The organism is Burkholderia sp. B10 (assembly GCF_004368385.1).
Lineage (GTDB): Bacteria > Pseudomonadota > Gammaproteobacteria > Burkholderiales > Burkholderiaceae > Burkholderia > Burkholderia vietnamiensis.
On record NZ_PQMX01000039.1, the window covers coordinates 1 to 16032 of the forward strand.

The window sequence follows — 16032 nt, forward strand, 5'->3', positions numbered from 1 at the left end:
GCCGATTGCCACGATCAGGTAGGGGGCTGTTGTTCGCCGGTGCATCGGTCGCCTCGCTGCATTTTTGGTGCGCCGGGCCCCGACGCCTGCTTTCCGGATACTAAAAAGCCGCGCTCGCCTTGGCAAGAGCCCATGCCGGTTCGTCGCGCCCCGGTCGGGACGGTTGGGGGCGATCGGGAAATAGGTATTCGTACCTTTCGTGCATATTCTGGCGCTTTTGATCAGACATGCATTTCTGTTCAAATGTCTGCAAAATCGCGTGTTGAAAAGATGTCGCAGGGGCGCGGAGCCTTGTGGGATAAGGGGTTACGGCGACTGACCACCAGATTTTGCACGAATCGGACGATTACTCCAGAAGCGGGCGCAGGCTGCAGGTTGGAGACCGAGTTCGACACGCAATGCCTACCGGGCCGTCAAGGCCGTCCTTACCGAAATGTTCGCACAGGGCTTCATTGAGGGCGAGCCTTCACGCTTCTTCCGGCACGGTGCGTTACCGTGGAACTCCGAAGACAGTCTACAGACTAGTCTGAGTGACGCGGAGCAAGAGCGCCTAGCCAAGGCTATCAAGTCCGATCTCATTGACGTTCACCATGGCCGCCTACCGCTGAAGCAAGGTGCCGTGCAGGGCCTCAGGCTATTGCTGGTGGCGCATCGCCAGGGGCTCAACCCGACACCCCTGCTCGAGATGTGCCGTGACGCGTTGGAGCCGGGATTCCTACCTGGCACGATCCGCATGCGCACTGCGAAGCATCGCAGCAAGAAGATCCGTTCCAGTATCGGCCGCGCTGCTCTTGAACGGCAAACTCCAACTAAACCGAGCGAGCAGGCCGCCGAGCAAGATCTTTGTTTCGACCTCTCCGAAGGTGCAGTGCTGCAACAAGCCATCGCCAGCACCCGCGAGCTGGTGTGTGAGGCACGACCTGCTCTGAAGCAGCGAATCTGGTTGTATCGCGCTGAAGCAAGTGCAGGGTCGACAAAGAGGGGCAACATCACCTGCCTCGACAGCAAGTCCCTCAATCGGGCCATTCAAGCCGTCATCCAGCGCCACAACCTGCTGGGAGACGACGGCCTGCCGTTGCGCCTCAATCTTAGTCGCCTACGCAAAAGTCGCTTCGATCGCGCACTGCGTACCGCCGACGGCGACATAGCGATCACCGCCAATCTGATGGGTAATACGCCGAGGGTGGCCCATTAATCAGCATTTCCCTAGGACATGGCTCCATTGATCATATGGCCCCGTACATCGACACGTCTCCGCAGGACACTCGGGGGCGGTAGCGGCGGTCGACTTCGGCGACGATTAGGTACTGAGGACGGCCCTCGGCCATGCCGTAATCATGTGGGAGGCCATGTTCGCGCCGTCCATTCGAATAACGTTTAAACGCGTTGACACAAGCATGCGCAATGTATATACTTGTTTATACGTTACAAGGAGGTTTGCATCATGGCAAAAACCGCAACGCTCACGATCCAGAAGTGGGGAAACAGCCTGGCTGTCCGCATCCCCGCAGCGGTCGCGCGCTCCGCACATTTCGAGGTCGATCAGGAGGTTGAGATCACGGCGGATGAGATCGGCGTGACGGTGCGCCCGGTGGGGCCGCGCAAGCTGACGCTCGCGGAGAAACTAGCGCAGTTCGACCCTGCGAAGCACGGTGGCGAGGCGATGGCCACGGGCCGTATCGGTGCGGAGGTGTTCTGATGGCGGGAGCTTTGTGGGCGCCCGATCGTCGCGACATAATTTGGATCGACTGCACCCCCCAGGTGGGCCGCGAGATGAAAGATCTGCATCCCATGCTGGTCCTGTCGCCCAAGGCGTTCAACGAGCGGACGGGCATCGTCATCGGACTCCCGATGACGACCGCCGAGTTCAACGACACAAACCCGTTTGCCATCAAGTTCAAAGGGCCGAAGAACGTCACAAGCTACGTGCTGGGCCATCAGCCGAAGTCGTTCGACTGGCGAGCGCGGGGCGCGAAAGCGCATCCGTGGAAGCGCGTGCCCGACGAAGTGTTCGCGGCTGCATGCGAGCAGTTGAATCAGATCATCGCGATTGGTGACTAGGAAAACAGTGAGCAATCGAAGTCAAGACACAAAAGACCTTGAGCGCGAGCTGAAGGCTGTGCTCCGGGCGATCGAATCTGCAAAAGTATCCGTAGCTAACCAACTCGGAAAGGGCGGTAACCTGCCGTATGCTCACAGTCAGTTGCAAGACGCGGAGCACATGCTCGAACGTGCGTTACGCAATTTGAAGTAGGAAAACACCGTGACGAAATCAAGGCGACCGGACCCGGACTTGTTGCCCGATGGCGACTATTGGGCGACGTGCCGCGAACGAAATGAGATTTCAGCCGCACTCAATGGTCATAGTGCCGTGTTTCCGCAAGCCAGGATGGTCGTTAGGAGCGGTTGGGCTTACTTCTATCGACGCGACGAGGAAGTGTGGAGCTGTAATGTCCGCTACGCAGCAGCGAATTTCGTGATTCAGATGGCATAGGAACACGCCGGCCGTGCCGGTGCAAGGAAGAGAGAACATGGACCCGAAATCGCCAGGCTACCTAGCTTTAATTGCGCAACGAGAGTCACTGGATGCGCAAATCATCGCTGCTCGCAAGGCCGAACGCGAAGTGGCGATCGGACAGATCAAGGCACTGATGAAGGAGTTGAGGGTCGGCCGGGATTCGTGAATTTTTCGCCAAAATGATCTTAAGCCGCTGATTCGAAAGAGAAATCGATGCTTGGATCGAGTGGCGCTGCCCTCCGCTGGAGATCTAGCAAATAGGAGCCGAGCCGGTTGATATGCTCGCGTCGATACGGCGAAAGCGCCTGTAATACGTCGGCATCGATCGGCAGGCCCTTGTCCTGCAGTGCCTTCAGTTTGCGCGACATCCACTGCACGTTGTACAAGATGACCGTGTTCGCGACAAGCTGGTTGTATTTGATAACCTTGCGCTGCTCGTGCCGGATATTTTCGGCGATCACTTCGCCGCCGAACATCAGCCATTTCGCAAAGTCGTTGAACTGCTCGCTTTTGTTCGTTGCCGCGTGGATGATCTGGCGCATTTCCGGATCGTCGATGTAGCGAAGCAAAAACATCGTGCGGATCACGCGGCCGAGTTCACGGAAGGCGAAGTACAGTTTGTTCTTGACGCTCTCGGAGCCAAGGCGACGCAGAATTGTCGACGGTGTGATCCGTCCCGCCTTAATCGACACCGCGACGCGCAGCATGTCGGGGAAATGTCGTTCGATGAGCCCCCAGTCGATGCGGGCCCGGAACAGCGATTCGATGTTCTTGTAGCGTCGGCGCCGATCGGCCTTGTAAAACACCAGTTCCTTGATGTCGCGGATGCGCGGCATCAGTTTGATCCCAAGCAGATGTGCGAGCGCGAACACCGGCGCGCTCTGCGCGTGCGTGTCGCCATGAACGGTATCGGGCTGCACGTCTGAGGCGTTTTTGATCAATCCGTCGAGAATGTACACCGCCTCATGCACGCCGCACGGGATGAAGTGGCTGAACAGCGCAATGTACATATCGGACACGTGGTAGTAACCGATCCCGCCATAGCCGCCATACCGAATATGGTATTCGGACAGCAGATTCTGTTCGTACAGATTCCACTTCGTACCGTCGGCCGACACCCGCTTGCCCGAGCCCCAGAATTTTGGTAGCGCGAATTGGTTGTACGCGTTGATCACCTTGACGATCGCCTTGTCGAGCCGTTCTTCGGTGACGTGCTTCAGGTTCAGCCACGCGACCTGCTTGCGACTCAGATTCTTGATCGAGCGTGCAGTCTGCGTGGGCCCGAGGTTACAGCCGTAGCAGAACAGCGTCGTGATGAAGCGTTTGCGCGGGTCGTCGACCTTCGCCTCGAATCCCGAGAGCGGGCCGAAGAGCCGGTGCAGATCGAGCCATTGCTCGGTTTCGGTGAGGATATCCAGGATACTGACCGGCCTCATCGAAGCAGTGATTGCCTGGTCGATCAAGGTCCGGTTGGGCGGATCAGGTTTCTTGTCGAGTCGGTGGAGGATAAGGCCCTGCGCGCCGATCTCGACGTGGTCGTTTTCCGGGAAACCTGCGTCAACCTTGTCGGAAAGCGCGCCGAGTTCGTCTTTCAGTTTCTGGACGAAGGCCCGGCTGTCGACCGGGAAGTCGACGAGTTCGCTGTAGCGCGGCAATTCCTCGCGGAATTCGTCCCACGACACTTGGTGTTCGCGCGGGTCGTCGTATTGATCGCTGCCCTCTACAAAGATGTCGCCTGAGTTGAGTTCCCGCATGACCTGACTGAACACGCATAGCTCGAAATATTTCCTGTGCAGCAGACGCGCCGCTCGTCCGTCCGGCAACACGCATCGCTCCCACTTCTCCGGGAGCCAGTCGAGCGGCAATTGCGCGAGATCGGCATCGCTGAGCAACAGATATTCGCGTCGCGACGTACGCAATTGCTTGATCCACTCAAGCGCACGAAGTAAGGCGTCGTCCTGCGAGCTGGGCTTCAGCGATAGTTGTTCGACGCACTGGAATAACAGCGAGCGTAGGTTTTTGTACGGCGCAAGCAGGAACGGAAAGATGTGATTGCCAGCCTGCGCGATATGCTCGTTGCAGCGGATCAGGACGGCATCGGGATCGTCGTTCAATGCGGCCCGCATCTGCGCGATGCGCATGGCTGCGGGCGTTTCGTCATCCTGCAGCACGTTCAGGACGTCGCGAAACTGGCTGACGAGCGACTGCAACTGGTCGGCGTGCGCGAGCTGGTACTGCTGGAGTCGCAGCTTGGCGGTGTGCTCGAGGTTGCGCACGGTCTTGATGAAAATTTCTGCGACGTCGTCGAGTGCCTTCTGGCGTTGCGCGAGCATGAACAGCAGCGCGAGCGTATAGCGCTTGGCGGGCTTGAGCGCCCGCATTTCGTGCACGTTAAGTGCACGACCCTCAGTGACGAACTGCATGCGCTTCGGGACCGAGAGCATGTTCGGCACAGGCGGCAAGCCGTCGGTCAACGCATTCATGGCGTGAATGTGCTCGAGGAAACTCGCAATTTCGCGTGGCCCGGGGCGCTTCGGCTCGCGCTTGAGTTCGTCCCACTGTGTTCGGCCGCGCCGGGTCAGAAACAGCGCGTCGACACGCTCCTTCAATGCGTCATCGAGCGAGTCGACGAAGGCGTGGTAAATCGATTCATGGAGCTGGCTGCGGGCCTGGCTAGCGATCCGAGTTAGTGTCGCGAGCGGCGGCAGTTCGTAGCGGCGCCGAACCAGCTCTTCCAGCATCACGTTGACGATGTCCGGCAATTCCGCCTTGGTCCGGGCCGCGTTGGCAGCTAACTTGGTCAGCCATGTTTGAACGGTGCTGTCGACGGGGAGAATCCGGAGGAACTCACGGAGGATTTTCTGGTGCCGGGACTTGCTGCCCGATCGGTCGTAGCGCGCGAGGGTTGTGCGCGGCAGCGGCCGGGCGCCGAGCACCGCGCACACGTGTTCGATGATGGCCGGCGGCACGTCCGAGATCACCGGCATGTACCCGAGACGCTGCAGCAGCTTTAGCTGTGCGAGGATCAGCACGCGCGTAGGCGCCTGACGGAACTGACCAAAGACGAATCGGATCTCGGCGGCACTGGGCGTGTAGACCGTTCGCAATTCTGCTGCCTCCGGTTCCGCTGGGAGTACCGGGTACGCACTTTCATGAACTTTGGTCATCAATGCAGCCTCGGTCTTGGCAGTCCCCGCAGCGCTGACCGATCAGCGCATCGGCGTATTGAAGCGCCCCGACAGCCCGACTGTGGCGGGGTCGGTATCACTCATGTCCATGTTCCTGTCGATGGTGCCTTGGGACAGTTCGTCGACCAGCGCGACAATCCGATCCCTGCGGTGTCGACCGTCCATCACGTGGGGAGGAGCGGCACCAGCTTGCCGTGAAGCGCAGGCGCCTCTTCCAGCCTCCCGCCGTCACCCAAAAACATAACGGGCTCTTTGCGAATGCCGATATCGGGCAATATGGCGCTTCCCGGATCGCGGATTATCGCCGCTTTCGCGCACCGCACGTGCTCGAGCGACTCGCTTACTTCAGCACCCCTTCAGCCACCAGCACATCATGCGCCGCCTTGAACGCACTGAGCCCATGCGGGATACCCGAATAGGCGGTCGCATGCAGCAGCGTCGCCTTGATCTCGTCGACGCTCACGCCATTGTTGAGCGCCCCCTTCACGTGCAGCTTGAGTTCGTTCGTATGGCCGCCGGCGGTCAGCATCGCGAGGTTGAGCAGGCTGCGTGTCTTGCGGTCGAGCGTGTCGTCGCCCCATGCCCAGCCCCACGCCCACGCGGTGGTCGCCCGCTGGAACGCCATCATGAAGGCGTCGGCCTTCTCCATCGACGCATCGACGTACTCGGGGCCGAGCACTTCCCGGCGGATCGGCAAGCCTTTCTGAAACAGCGCGTCGTCTTCGTTCATGATTGATCTCCTTCGTTAATCCAAAACCCTGGCGCACGCCGGACACCGGCCGCGCGCACGCGAGGCGTCCTTCGACGCGAAGAGGTAGCAAGCCAGCGCGGTGGCGACGAGGCCTACCATCCACGAGACGTCCGCGCCACCGAGAATCGACGCCCACGGTCCGTGGAAGAAGCTTTCCTCCATGAACGGCACCTGGACCGCGACGCCGAACACGTAGATCGCAATGGCCTTGACATTGAACGACCCATACACGCCGCCATTGCTGCTGACGATCTCCGCGACGTGGTAATGCCGGTTGTTGACCAGGTAGAAGTCGATCAGGTTGATCGCGATCCACGGCGCCAGCACGATCCGCAACGCGAAGATCGCGTCGAGGAAGATCGAGATGAAGTTGCTCGATGCCCACAGCGCGGTCGCGGTCGACGCCACCAGCAGCACCGCCGACACGACGACGCGCACGTTGCGGCCGGGCACCCAGTGCGGGCGGAACGTCTGCGCGGCGGTGATGAACGACAGCACCGCGCCATACAGGTTCATTCCGTTGTGGCCGATGATGTTGAACAGGAACAGGAAGATCAGCACGTAGCCGAACGCACCCGTCTGTTCGCGGACCGCCTGCATCGCGTCGGTCGAATGCCCGGTGCTGACGGCGAGCACGCCGAACAGGAACGCGAAGATCGTGCCCAGCGACGTGCCGAAATACGTGTACGCAAAGGTCTTCGCGAATCCGGCGGACGTCGGCAGATAGCGCGAGTAGTCGGACGTGTAGGGCGCGAAGCTGATCTGCCACACCGCGCACAGCCCGAACATCGCGAACCAGTTGGCGAGATCGAAATGACCCTGCTCGAAGATCCTCGCATCGACGCCCGGCGCCATCAGCGCGATGCCGATCAGCAGCGCGCCGCCCATGAACCACGCGCCGATCTTGTTGAAGCGATGGATGAAGTGGCAGCCGATCACGCCGACGAGCGTCGCGAGTACCGCGCCGACGACGGTCGCGACCGGCACGGGCACCGCGGGCGCCGCCGTGTGGAGCGTCTTGCCCGCGAGAATGATGTTCGACACGAAGAAGCCGAGGTAGATCAGCGTGGTGAATCCGACCACCAGCAGCGACCCGTACCGGCCGAACTGCGCGCGGCTCTGGATCATCTGCGGCACGCCGACGAGCGGCCCCTGCGCGGAGGTGAGCGCGTGGAAGATCGCGCCGAAGAATTGGCCGGCCGCGATTGCGAGAATCGCACTGACCAGGTCGAGATGGAACACCAGCACCGACGTGGCGCCCGAGATCACGGCCAGCGGCGCGACGTTCGTGCAGAACCACAGGGTGAAGAGGTCGGCCGGCTTGCCGTGCCGCGCCTCGGGGGGAACATATTCGATCGAGTTGCTTTCGATGGCGAGAACGCTGCCGTCGCTTTCCTGCTTGGTCATGCTGTCTCCGTTTTTATTGCCGGAGCCATGCCGCGCCGCACGTGCTCGCCGGCGCGGCGCGGCATGGCGCGACATGGCTTCTGCGGCTTTGATTCGATACTGCGGGCGAATGCGTTGCCGCTCAACGCATCACGAACGGGTCGCTGATCGGATCGTCCGACGTGCGCAGCCACACGGATTTCGTGGTCGTGTATTCGAGCGCCGCGCTCAGGCCGCCTTCGCGGCCGTGCCCGGACAGGCCGAAGCCGCCGAACGGCACGAGCGGCGACACCGCGCGATACGTGTTGATCCACACGATGCCCGAGCGCACGCGCTTCGACACGCGGTGAGCACGCGTGAGGTTGGTCGTGAAGATGCCGGCGGCGAGACCGTAGGCCGTGCTGTTGGCTTTTTCGATCGCTTCCTGCTCGGAGTCGAACGTGTCGACCGACAGCACCGGGCCGAACAGTTCCGTCGTGATGCTGTCGGCATGTTCGACGCCGGTGCAGTCGAGGATCGTCGGCGCGTAGTAGTACCCGTCGCGCTCGAGCTGCTTCCCGCCGGCGAGGACCTTCGCGCCCTGGCGCACCGAACTCGCGACGACCGCCTCGATGTTGCGAAGCTGGCGCTCGGTGCACAGCGGGCCGTACTCGGTTTCCTTCTCGTTGGGCGACCCGACGCGAATGCGCGACACGCGCTCGACCAGCAACGCAAGGAATTGCGCCTTGACGGAAGCCTCGATCAGCAAGCGCGAACCCGCGACGCAGCTCTGGCCGCTCGCCGCGAAGATCGCGGCGACCTGCGCATTCACCGCGCTCTGGATGTCGGTATCGGCGAACACGATGAACGGCGACTTGCCGCCGAGCTCGAGCGACACCTTCGCAAGATTGTTCGCCGTGTTCCGCACGATGTGGCGCGCCGTCTCGGGGCCGCCGGTGAACGCGACCTTGTCCACGCCGGGATGGCTGCTCAGTACCGCGCCGCATTCCGGGCCGAAGCCGGTGATGACGTTGACGACGCCCGGCGGGAATCCGGCCTCATGCACGACGCGCGCGAATTCCAGCAACGGCCCCGGCGCTTCCTCGGACGCCTTCAGCACCACCGTGCAGCCGGCGGCCAGCGCCGGGCCGACCTTGACCGCGGACAGGAACAGCTGGCTGTTCCAGGGCACGATCGCGGCGACCACGCCGACGGGCTGGCGCTCGAGCCACACTTGCATGTCCGGCTTGTCGACGGGGATGCTGCTGCCTTCGAGCTTGTCCGCGATGCCGGCGTAGTAGCGGTAATACTCGGCGACATACGCAATCTGGCTCGACGTCTCGCGGATGATCTTGCCGGTATCGTTCGTTTCGATTTCAGCGAGTCGCGGCGCGGCTTTTTCGACGAGCTCGGCGAGCTTGTACAGCAGCTTGCCGCGCGCCGACGCCGATAGTCCGGCCCAGGCCGGATCGGTCAGTGCGCGGCCGGCCGCCGCGACCGCCCGGTTGACTTCGTCCGTACGCGCCTCCGGCATCTGCGCCCATACGGCGCCGGTTGCGGGATTGATGCTGCCGAAGGTCGCGGCACCGGGCTCGAACTGCCCGTCGATATACAGCTGAAAGTGCGCATTCATGGCAACGGGACCTTATTGGAACGCAGGCATCACGTCGCGGATCATCCGCTCGAGCGACGCCTTCTTGCGCTCGAAGCTCATGCCGGTATCGATCCAGAACGAGTACTCGTCGAAGCCGAGCGCTTCGTATGCCTTCAGGCGCGCGATGACTTCCGCGGGCGTGCCGATCACGTTGTTCTTGCGCATGGCTTCCGGCGTGTAGAACGGGTGCGCGGCGATTTCCTCGCTGCTCAGCGGCTTGATCATCCCCCGGCTGATCGGACGCTCGTTCTTGAACCACGCACCGAAGTAGTTGTAGAACACGTTGACTTCGTCGGCGGCCACTTGCGCGTCATCCTCGCTGCTCGCCACGTAGGTGTGACGCAGCAGCATGATCTGCGGGCGCGGCATGTCGCTGAACTTCTCGCACGCGGCGTTGAAGTGCCCGACCAGCTTCTCGACTTCCTCGTCGCCGAAGTGCAGCGGCGTGACCTGCACGTTGCAGCCGTTCGCGACCGCGAACTCATGGCTGTTCGGATCGCGCGCGGCCACCCAGATCGGCGGGTGCGGGCGCTGCAGCGGCAGCGGCGACGACGTCGTCGACGGGAATTGCCAGAACTCGCCTTCGTGCGCGTAATCGCCTTCCCACAGCTTCTTCACGGCCGGAATGAGTTCGCGCATGCGCTGGCCCGCGCCCCACGCGTCGAGGCCCGGCATCAGGCGCTCGTATTCGAACGAATAGGCGCCGCGCGCGATCCCGAGTTCCAGGCGGCCGCCCGAGATGATGTCGGTCATCGCGGCTTCGCCGGCGAGCTTGATCGGGTGCCAGAACGGCGCGACGACCGTGCCCGTGCCGAGCCGCACGCGCGTCGTCTTGTTCGCGAGATCGGCGAGGTTGATGAACGGATTCGGCGCGATCGTGAAGTCCATGCCGTGGTGCTCGCCGGTCCAGACGGCGTGCATGCCGCCGCGATCGGCGATTTGGCACAGCTCGACCATCTCGTCGTACAGCTGCTTTTGGCTGGTCTGGTCGGAGACGCGCTCCATGTGGACGAAAAGCGAAAAACGCATGATGTGACCTTTCAGGAAAGAAGCGGGCGGACGGTGCCGGTGCTGTGATCGCCGAAGTACAGGCCGTAACTCTTCAACTGGCTCTCCTTGCGATAGCGTTCGAGCATGCTGGCGAGGGCACTGTCCTGGAACGCGTCGGTGTCGATATCGTCGAGGTTCACGAATTCGCCGGCGGCGGCCACTTCGTCCGGTGCGCTGCAGAGGAACGAGATGTACTGGTAGTGCGTCTCGGTATTGTTGTAGACCGAATAAATGAAGCTTGCCGATGCGTCCGGCTGGTACTGCCGAAAGAGTTCGGCGAGCGCCTTGTCGGCGCCTTCGTTGCCGATTTCCTTTGTGGGCAGTGCCCACTTGCCGTCGGCCGTCTTCTCCATGAGCACCTTGTCGTCGCGCGTGATGATCGCGCTGACGATCACCTTCGGCCCGGCGATGACTTCGGCCGACACCTTCGCCGGCGTGAAATAGCCGCCGCGGTAGTAGCCGAGGCCCGCGTAGCCGGCGGAATGAAACGCCTCGACCTTACCGACCAGCAGCGCATGATCGCCCGCATCGATTACCGCGTGCGTCGTGCAGTCGAACCATGCGCTGACGTCGTCGATGAGCGGATTGCGATGGGCGCTCAGTTGCCAGTCGACCTTCGCGAAGCGATCTTCGCTGGGCCGGGCAAACGTGTTGGACAGGTCCTTTTGCCCCTCGGCGAGGATGTTGATCGCGAAGTGGCCCGTGGTGGAAAACGCCTGAAAATTGCTCGACGTCTTCGCGATGCTGACGAGCAGCAGCGCGGGGTCCAGCGACACTGACGAGAACGAGTTCGCAGTGAAGCCGAGCGGCTGGCCGTCGTCGCGGGCGGTGGTGACGATCGTCACGCCGGTCATGAATGCGCCGAACGCGTCGCGCAGCTCGCGGGTGTTGATCGTCGGGGCTTCCTGGCTGGTTGCTTGGCTCATCTCACACTTCCGATTTCAGGGTTTCCGCCTGCGGCTCGGTCTGCAACCAGGCACGCAGCGCGCGATTGACTTCCTCGGGCGCGGTCAGGTTCACCATGTGACGCTCGTTCTCGATCACGACGGCCTTGCCGTTATGCGCGGCCTGCGCCATCTGCCTAGCCATCTCGGGCGTCGAATTCGGGTCGTCCGATCCTGTAAGCACAAGGGCGGGGCAGGCAATCCGGTGCCAGCCGTCGGCATATACTTCGTCGCCCTTCGCGAACGCGGTGTAGGCAGTGGCGTAGCCGGCGAGATTCACGGACTGCAGCCACGATTCCACTTTCCGCGCGGCGAGCTGCTGCGCTTCGTCCGCGTTGAACCAGCGCCGCAACGGCGTATCGACGTCGATCGTGCCCGAGCGCAGTTCGGCCGCGCGTTGGAGCACGGCTTCGCGCGCCTGCTCGGTGCGGCGGTACACACCGTTCAGGACTGCGACGCGCTTCACCAGATCGGGCCGCGTCACCGCGACGCCGGCGGCGATCAGTGAACCCATCGAATGGCCGGCGAGGTTGACGGGGCCGACCTTCAACGCCTCGATGAACTCGATCGCCCACTGCACGAACTGCTGCAGGTCGGCGCCGGGGTCGAGCGCATCGCTCGTGCCGTGGCCCGGCATGTCGACCGAAATCACGCGGAAGTCGCGCGACAGGTCGTCGATCTGCGGATACCACGCGCTCGCCTGCATGCCGACCCCGTGAATCAGCACCAGCGGTTCGCCGGCGCCCTGGTCGAGATAGTGGGCGACGCGCTTATTTGACAGCGGCAGGGTTCTTGACGTCATTTCCGAGCTCTGCGAGATCTTTGTAGCGGTCGCCGATGCGGTGATGTGGACGACCGCCGGTGGCGGCGCCGATGGCGATGACGAGTTCGTCGGCAGCCGGCGCGTCCGGAATCGAGAACTGGAGCGTCAGGTAGTGCGAGCGGCGGCCTTCGTCGTTCTTGTCCATCATCGGGATCAGGAGCGGCGCATTGGCCGGGCCGCGCGTGTTGTTGAACGCGAGGTACGACTTCGCGCCGACGGCCGTGCGATAGGTGTTGCCGAAGTGGAGCGTGTGGATCAGCGCGGACGCATGTTCGATTTCGCCGTCGAGGCCGACGATCGCGCTCTTGCCGAACGCTTCCACTGCGTCGCCCGAACCAGCTTCGTCGAGGATCAGCTTCGTCAGGTGCTCGCTCAGTTGCGGTGCGAGCGCGCGAATCTCCGGCGACAGGTCATCGACGTACCCGCGGCCCGCCCACGGGTTCTTGATCACGGCGACCGCGCCGATCATCTTCAGCGGTTTGGCCGCGACCTTGTCGCCATCGACATAGAGTGTCTCGACATGGAGGACGGATTTCCGGATCAGGCTCATGGCACCTTCCTTTCGTGCGTTGATTGTGGGATTCATTGTGGTATACCATGTTACGGCATGCCATGAGTGTAAACCCTGTCTCGAAATTGCGCGAAAGCGGAGGTGAAAAATGAGTGCGTACTGGATTGCCCACGTGCAGGTGCTGGATCCAGCGAAATACAAGGACTACACGGACCTCGCGCCGGAGGCGTTCAAGAAGTTCGGCGCGGTGTTCCTCGCGCGCGGCGGAGCGTCGCAGGTGCTGGAAGGGGAGTCATTCGAGCGGCACGTCGTGATCCGCTTCGCCGATATGGAGACGGCGCTCGCGTGCTATCGCTCGCCCGAATACCAGGCGGCGAAGGCTAAGCGGGATGGACATTGCTACGCGCAGATCGCGATCGTCGAGGGGCTGGAGGGCTGAGCGGGCGAATGGGCGGCACGCGCGCGGCGGGCGGAATGGAAAGCCTGCTGACAGTTCGGTCATAATATGGCATTCCACGTCTGTGCCCGTCTCCTTGCCGCGCGCAGACCGCCCACCCGTTTTCAGAATGCCGCCTATGCAAGACCTCAAAATCGACCGCAATGCCAAGACCTTGCGCGAACTGACGCTCGACAAACTGCGCGGTGCGATCGTGCAGGGCTATTTCCGGCCCGGAGCCCGGCTCGTCGAACGCACGCTGTGCGACGAGCTTGGCGTGAGCCGCACCGTGGTGCGCGAGGTGCTCCGCCATCTGGAGACCGAAGGGCTGGTCGAGACCGTGTCGCGGCAAGGGCCGGTGGTCGCGCGGCTCGACCCGGCGCAAGTGGGCGAGATCTATGAGTTGCGCGGCTTGCTCGAAGCCAATGCCGCGCGCGCATGCGCCGAGAGCGCCACCCCCGAGGTCGTGCGGCAACTGCGCGAAGTCCGCGCGGTGATCGAGGCTGCCTTCGAGAAGCAGGAACTGCCGCGTGTGCTCGAGTACACCGAGCGTTTCTATGAAACGCTGTTCGAAGCGGCCGGCAAGCAGGTGTCGCTGACGGTCGTCAAGACGCTCAATGCACGCATCAACCGGCTGCGCGCGTTGACCATCGCGATGCCGGGGCGCGGCGGCGATTCCAATACCGAGATGAACCGCCTGCTCGACGCGATCGAGCGGCGCGACGGCGATGCGGCGTCGGCCGCGTCGGCTGCGCACATCAAGCGCGTTTCCGAACTGGCGCTGTCCGCGCTCGCGCAGCAGCAGGACGAGGACGTTACCGACAGGTAACGCATTCCTGGCGCGGGATTCAACATACACGCTTCGACCTGAATGGGAAAGGCCGCCGGCACGAAATGCCGGCGGCCTTTTGTTTTGTCTGCCGATTGACAGGCCAGAATCCTCCGTCATCGCCTCATGGTTTTCCATGAATATTGACTCGTTGTTGTAGGCCATAAGATGGCATACCATAATCTCATCGGGTAACGCAGCGATCACTGGAGGACGCCATGGCTGAGTCGATGACCGGACAAACCGCGCAACAGGCATTCGCGTCCGCGGTCGGGGCCCGTGTAGGCGCGATTCTCGAACATCGCGACGGGCTAGTGCTCGTCGAGACGCAGCAGGGCCTGCGTCTGCCGTCCGGCAGTCGGCTCGAACCGGCTAGCGATGCGGCGACCCTACGCGGCGCGCTCGCGAAACTCGGCCTCAACGCGCACCTCGACTTCCTGTTCGCGGTGTTCGAGTCTGCCTGCGAGTACGAGCCGGGTATCCATATCTATTACCGCGGCCGCGTGATTCAGTCCGGGTCGCCGTGGTTCGACAACAGCATCCGCATCGTGCCGCTCTGGCAGGTTCCGTGGGACGAGATCGCCGACACCGCTGTGCGCTCGATGCTCGAACGCTACGTGCGCGAACGCCGGCAGGACGCGTACGGCATTTATGTCGGAGATACGGAAACCGGAACCGTGCGGCCGCTCGCGCTTGCGCACTGACGGCAAGGTCGGAACAGGCGTGCCGTGCGCAGATGGTCACCACGCCACCGCTCTTGCGACACGACGACGCACCACAAGATCAAGAAGCCGGCGCGACTAGCGCTGCCGGCGTGAACACGTGAATTCGAATGGCTGCTGCCTCGGTGACGGCGAGCCACAACCGTTTTCCACCTGGAGAGAGAGACCATGAGCAGCAGAAGCATCCCGCATTTCGCAGCATCACGCCTCGCCTTTATCGCCCCGTTGGCCGCGCTGTGCGCCGCGCCCGCGCTGGCGGCGGACCCGATCGTGTTCACCAGCTGGGGCGGCACGACCCAGTCGTCGCAACAGAAGGACTGGGCGCAGCCGTTCACGCAGGCGAGCGGCATCAACGTGCTGATGGACGGGCCGACCGACTACGGCAAGCTCAAGGCGATGGTCGACAGCGGTAACGTGAGCTGGGACGTGGTCGACGTGGAGGGCGACTTCGCGTACGCCGCGGAAAAGGCCGGGCTGATTGAGCCCATCGACTATTCGGTGGTGAAGAAGGCCGAACTCGACCCGCGCTTCGCGACGTCGTCCGCTGTGGGCAGCTTCTATTACTCGTTCGTGCTGGGCTACAACAAGGCGAAATACACGAGCGCGCAGCCGCAGAACTGGGCGGACCTGTTCGATACCAAGCGCTTCCCGGGCAAGCGCACGTTCTACAAGTGGTCGGCGCCGGGCGTGCTCGAGATCGCGCTGCTCGCCGACGGCGTCGCGCCGAACAAGCTGTACCCGCTCGACCTCGACCGCGCGTTCAGGAAGCTCGATTCGATCAAAGGAGACATCGTCTGGTGGAGCGGCGGCGCACAGTCACAGCAGTTGCTCGCGTCGGGCGAAGCGGCGATCGGCATGTTCTGGAACGGTCGTCTGCATGCACTCGCGCAGACGGGCGTGCCGGTAGGCATGTCGTGGAACCAGAACCTGACCGCCGCGGACATGCTCGTGATCCCGAAGGGCGCGAAGCATCGCGACGCGGCGATGAAGTTCCTGGCCGCCGCGACGAGCGCGCAGGCACAGGCGAAGTTCGCGGCCGATACGGGCTATGCGCCGATCAACGTGAATTCGGCCGCACTGATGCCGCCGGCGATCGCCAAGACGCTGCCCGACCAGTACAAGACCTCGCAGATCAATCTCGACATGAAGTACTGGGCCGAGAACCGCGACGCGATCGCGAAGCGCTGGTACGCATGGCAGTCGAAGTAAGCCGACGCGTCACGACGTACCGACCTGATTGC

The 16032-nt window shown here is 62.6% G+C and carries 15 protein-coding genes and 1 pseudogene; 8 read left to right on the forward strand and 8 right to left on the reverse strand.

The window, feature by feature from the left end:
- Window positions 1–433 precede the first annotated feature (433 nt).
- The 4 genes from C3Y15_RS32345 (at window position 434) to C3Y15_RS31790 (ending at window position 2684) form a co-directional block, all read left to right on the forward strand.
- The gene (locus C3Y15_RS32345) at window positions 434–1195 is read left to right on the forward strand and encodes a hypothetical protein (protein WP_243860251.1); all 762 of its coding nucleotides are present in this window, start codon (window positions 434–436) and stop codon (window positions 1193–1195) included.
- A 249-nt stretch (window positions 1196–1444) separates the two neighbouring features.
- Window positions 1445–1699, forward strand: a complete 255-nt coding sequence (locus C3Y15_RS19475) for an AbrB/MazE/SpoVT family DNA-binding domain-containing protein (protein ID WP_011875571.1) — start codon at window positions 1445–1447, stop codon at window positions 1697–1699.
- A 74-nt stretch (window positions 1700–1773) separates the two neighbouring features.
- On the forward strand, window positions 1774–2061 hold the full coding sequence (locus tag C3Y15_RS19480; protein WP_311732201.1) for a type II toxin-antitoxin system PemK/MazF family toxin: 288 nt from the start codon (window positions 1774–1776) through the stop codon (window positions 2059–2061).
- 470 nt (window positions 2062–2531) lie between these two features.
- A complete protein-coding gene (locus C3Y15_RS31790) occupies window positions 2532–2684 on the forward strand; it encodes a hypothetical protein (RefSeq protein ID WP_166677059.1) in 153 nt (50 codons plus the stop codon).
- A 19-nt stretch (window positions 2685–2703) separates the two neighbouring features.
- Here the strand turns inward: C3Y15_RS31790 and C3Y15_RS19490 are convergent, their stop codons facing one another.
- From C3Y15_RS19490 to C3Y15_RS31990, 8 genes are all read right to left on the reverse strand, one after another.
- Window positions 2704–5685: a Tn3 family transposase gene (locus tag C3Y15_RS19490; RefSeq protein WP_124260187.1), complete on the reverse strand. Its 2982-nt coding sequence runs from the start codon at window positions 5683–5685 to the stop codon at window positions 2704–2706.
- A gap of 361 nt (window positions 5686–6046) precedes the next feature.
- The gene (locus C3Y15_RS19495; protein ID WP_124260186.1) at window positions 6047–6436 is read right to left on the reverse strand and encodes a carboxymuconolactone decarboxylase family protein; all 390 of its coding nucleotides are present in this window, start codon (window positions 6434–6436) and stop codon (window positions 6047–6049) included.
- Between the two features lie 15 nt (window positions 6437–6451).
- Window positions 6452–7864 carry a cytosine permease gene (locus C3Y15_RS19500; protein WP_124260185.1) on the reverse strand — a complete coding sequence of 471 codons (1413 nt, stop codon included), beginning with the start codon at window positions 7862–7864 and terminating at the stop codon, window positions 6452–6454.
- A gap of 121 nt (window positions 7865–7985) precedes the next feature.
- Complete coding sequence (locus tag C3Y15_RS19505; protein WP_124260184.1) at window positions 7986–9455, reverse strand: aldehyde dehydrogenase; 1470 nt, start codon at window positions 9453–9455, stop codon at window positions 7986–7988.
- Between the two features lie 12 nt (window positions 9456–9467).
- The gene (locus C3Y15_RS19510) at window positions 9468–10505 is read right to left on the reverse strand and encodes an LLM class flavin-dependent oxidoreductase (RefSeq protein WP_124260183.1); all 1038 of its coding nucleotides are present in this window, start codon (window positions 10503–10505) and stop codon (window positions 9468–9470) included.
- A gap of 11 nt (window positions 10506–10516) precedes the next feature.
- Window positions 10517–11452 carry a flavin reductase gene (locus tag C3Y15_RS19515; protein ID WP_124260182.1) on the reverse strand — a complete coding sequence of 312 codons (936 nt, stop codon included), beginning with the start codon at window positions 11450–11452 and terminating at the stop codon, window positions 10517–10519.
- A 1-nt stretch (window position 11453) separates the two neighbouring features.
- On the reverse strand, window positions 11454–12272 hold the full coding sequence (locus C3Y15_RS19520) for an alpha/beta hydrolase (RefSeq protein WP_185499752.1): 819 nt from the start codon (window positions 12270–12272) through the stop codon (window positions 11454–11456).
- Window positions 12241–12843 carry an amino acid synthesis family protein gene (locus tag C3Y15_RS31990; protein WP_185499751.1) on the reverse strand — a complete coding sequence of 201 codons (603 nt, stop codon included), beginning with the start codon at window positions 12841–12843 and terminating at the stop codon, window positions 12241–12243. The genes C3Y15_RS19520 and C3Y15_RS31990 overlap by 32 nt, the downstream gene beginning before the upstream one ends.
- Before the next feature lie 109 nt (window positions 12844–12952).
- Between C3Y15_RS31990 and C3Y15_RS19530 the strand changes: the two genes are divergently transcribed.
- The 4 genes and pseudogenes from C3Y15_RS19530 (at window position 12953) to C3Y15_RS19545 (ending at window position 16000) form a co-directional block, all read left to right on the forward strand.
- On the forward strand, window positions 12953–13243 hold the full coding sequence (locus C3Y15_RS19530; RefSeq protein ID WP_124260179.1) for a DUF1330 domain-containing protein: 291 nt from the start codon (window positions 12953–12955) through the stop codon (window positions 13241–13243).
- Between the two features lie 136 nt (window positions 13244–13379).
- Complete coding sequence (locus C3Y15_RS19535) at window positions 13380–14069, forward strand: GntR family transcriptional regulator (RefSeq protein ID WP_124260178.1); 690 nt, start codon at window positions 13380–13382, stop codon at window positions 14067–14069.
- A 254-nt stretch (window positions 14070–14323) separates the two neighbouring features.
- Window positions 14324–14773, forward strand: a pseudogene (locus C3Y15_RS19540) (flavin reductase); the annotation flags it as partial.
- 186 nt (window positions 14774–14959) lie between these two features.
- Window positions 14960–16000 carry an ABC transporter substrate-binding protein gene (locus C3Y15_RS19545; protein ID WP_124260177.1) on the forward strand — a complete coding sequence of 347 codons (1041 nt, stop codon included), beginning with the start codon at window positions 14960–14962 and terminating at the stop codon, window positions 15998–16000.
- Window positions 16001–16032: the final 32 nt, after the last annotated feature.

Bases quoted from the DNA above. Each gene is read 5' to 3' on its own strand.
- C3Y15_RS32345 (WP_243860251.1), top strand. From the start codon at position 434: ATGTTCGCACAGGGCTTCATTGAGGGCGAGCCTTCACGCTTCTTCCGG.
- C3Y15_RS19475 (WP_011875571.1), top strand. From the start codon at position 1,445: ATGGCAAAAACCGCAACGCTCACGATCCAGAAGTGGGGAAACAGCCTG.
- C3Y15_RS19480 (WP_311732201.1), top strand. From the start codon at position 1,774: ATGAAAGATCTGCATCCCATGCTGGTCCTGTCGCCCAAGGCGTTCAAC.
- C3Y15_RS31790 (WP_166677059.1), top strand. From the start codon at position 2,532: ATGGACCCGAAATCGCCAGGCTACCTAGCTTTAATTGCGCAACGAGAG.
- C3Y15_RS19490 (WP_124260187.1), bottom strand. From the start codon at position 5,685: ATGACCAAAGTTCATGAAAGTGCGTACCCGGTACTCCCAGCGGAACCG.
- C3Y15_RS19495 (WP_124260186.1), bottom strand. From the start codon at position 6,436: ATGAACGAAGACGACGCGCTGTTTCAGAAAGGCTTGCCGATCCGCCGG.
- C3Y15_RS19500 (WP_124260185.1), bottom strand. From the start codon at position 7,864: ATGACCAAGCAGGAAAGCGACGGCAGCGTTCTCGCCATCGAAAGCAAC.
- C3Y15_RS19505 (WP_124260184.1), bottom strand. From the start codon at position 9,455: ATGAATGCGCACTTTCAGCTGTATATCGACGGGCAGTTCGAGCCCGGT.
- C3Y15_RS19510 (WP_124260183.1), bottom strand. From the start codon at position 10,505: ATGCGTTTTTCGCTTTTCGTCCACATGGAGCGCGTCTCCGACCAGACC.
- C3Y15_RS19515 (WP_124260182.1), bottom strand. From the start codon at position 11,452: ATGAGCCAAGCAACCAGCCAGGAAGCCCCGACGATCAACACCCGCGAG.
- C3Y15_RS19520 (WP_185499752.1), bottom strand. From the start codon at position 12,272: ATGACGTCAAGAACCCTGCCGCTGTCAAATAAGCGCGTCGCCCACTAT.
- C3Y15_RS31990 (WP_185499751.1), bottom strand. From the start codon at position 12,843: ATGAGCCTGATCCGGAAATCCGTCCTCCATGTCGAGACACTCTATGTC.
- C3Y15_RS19530 (WP_124260179.1), top strand. From the start codon at position 12,953: ATGAGTGCGTACTGGATTGCCCACGTGCAGGTGCTGGATCCAGCGAAA.
- C3Y15_RS19535 (WP_124260178.1), top strand. From the start codon at position 13,380: ATGCAAGACCTCAAAATCGACCGCAATGCCAAGACCTTGCGCGAACTG.
- C3Y15_RS19545 (WP_124260177.1), top strand. From the start codon at position 14,960: ATGAGCAGCAGAAGCATCCCGCATTTCGCAGCATCACGCCTCGCCTTT.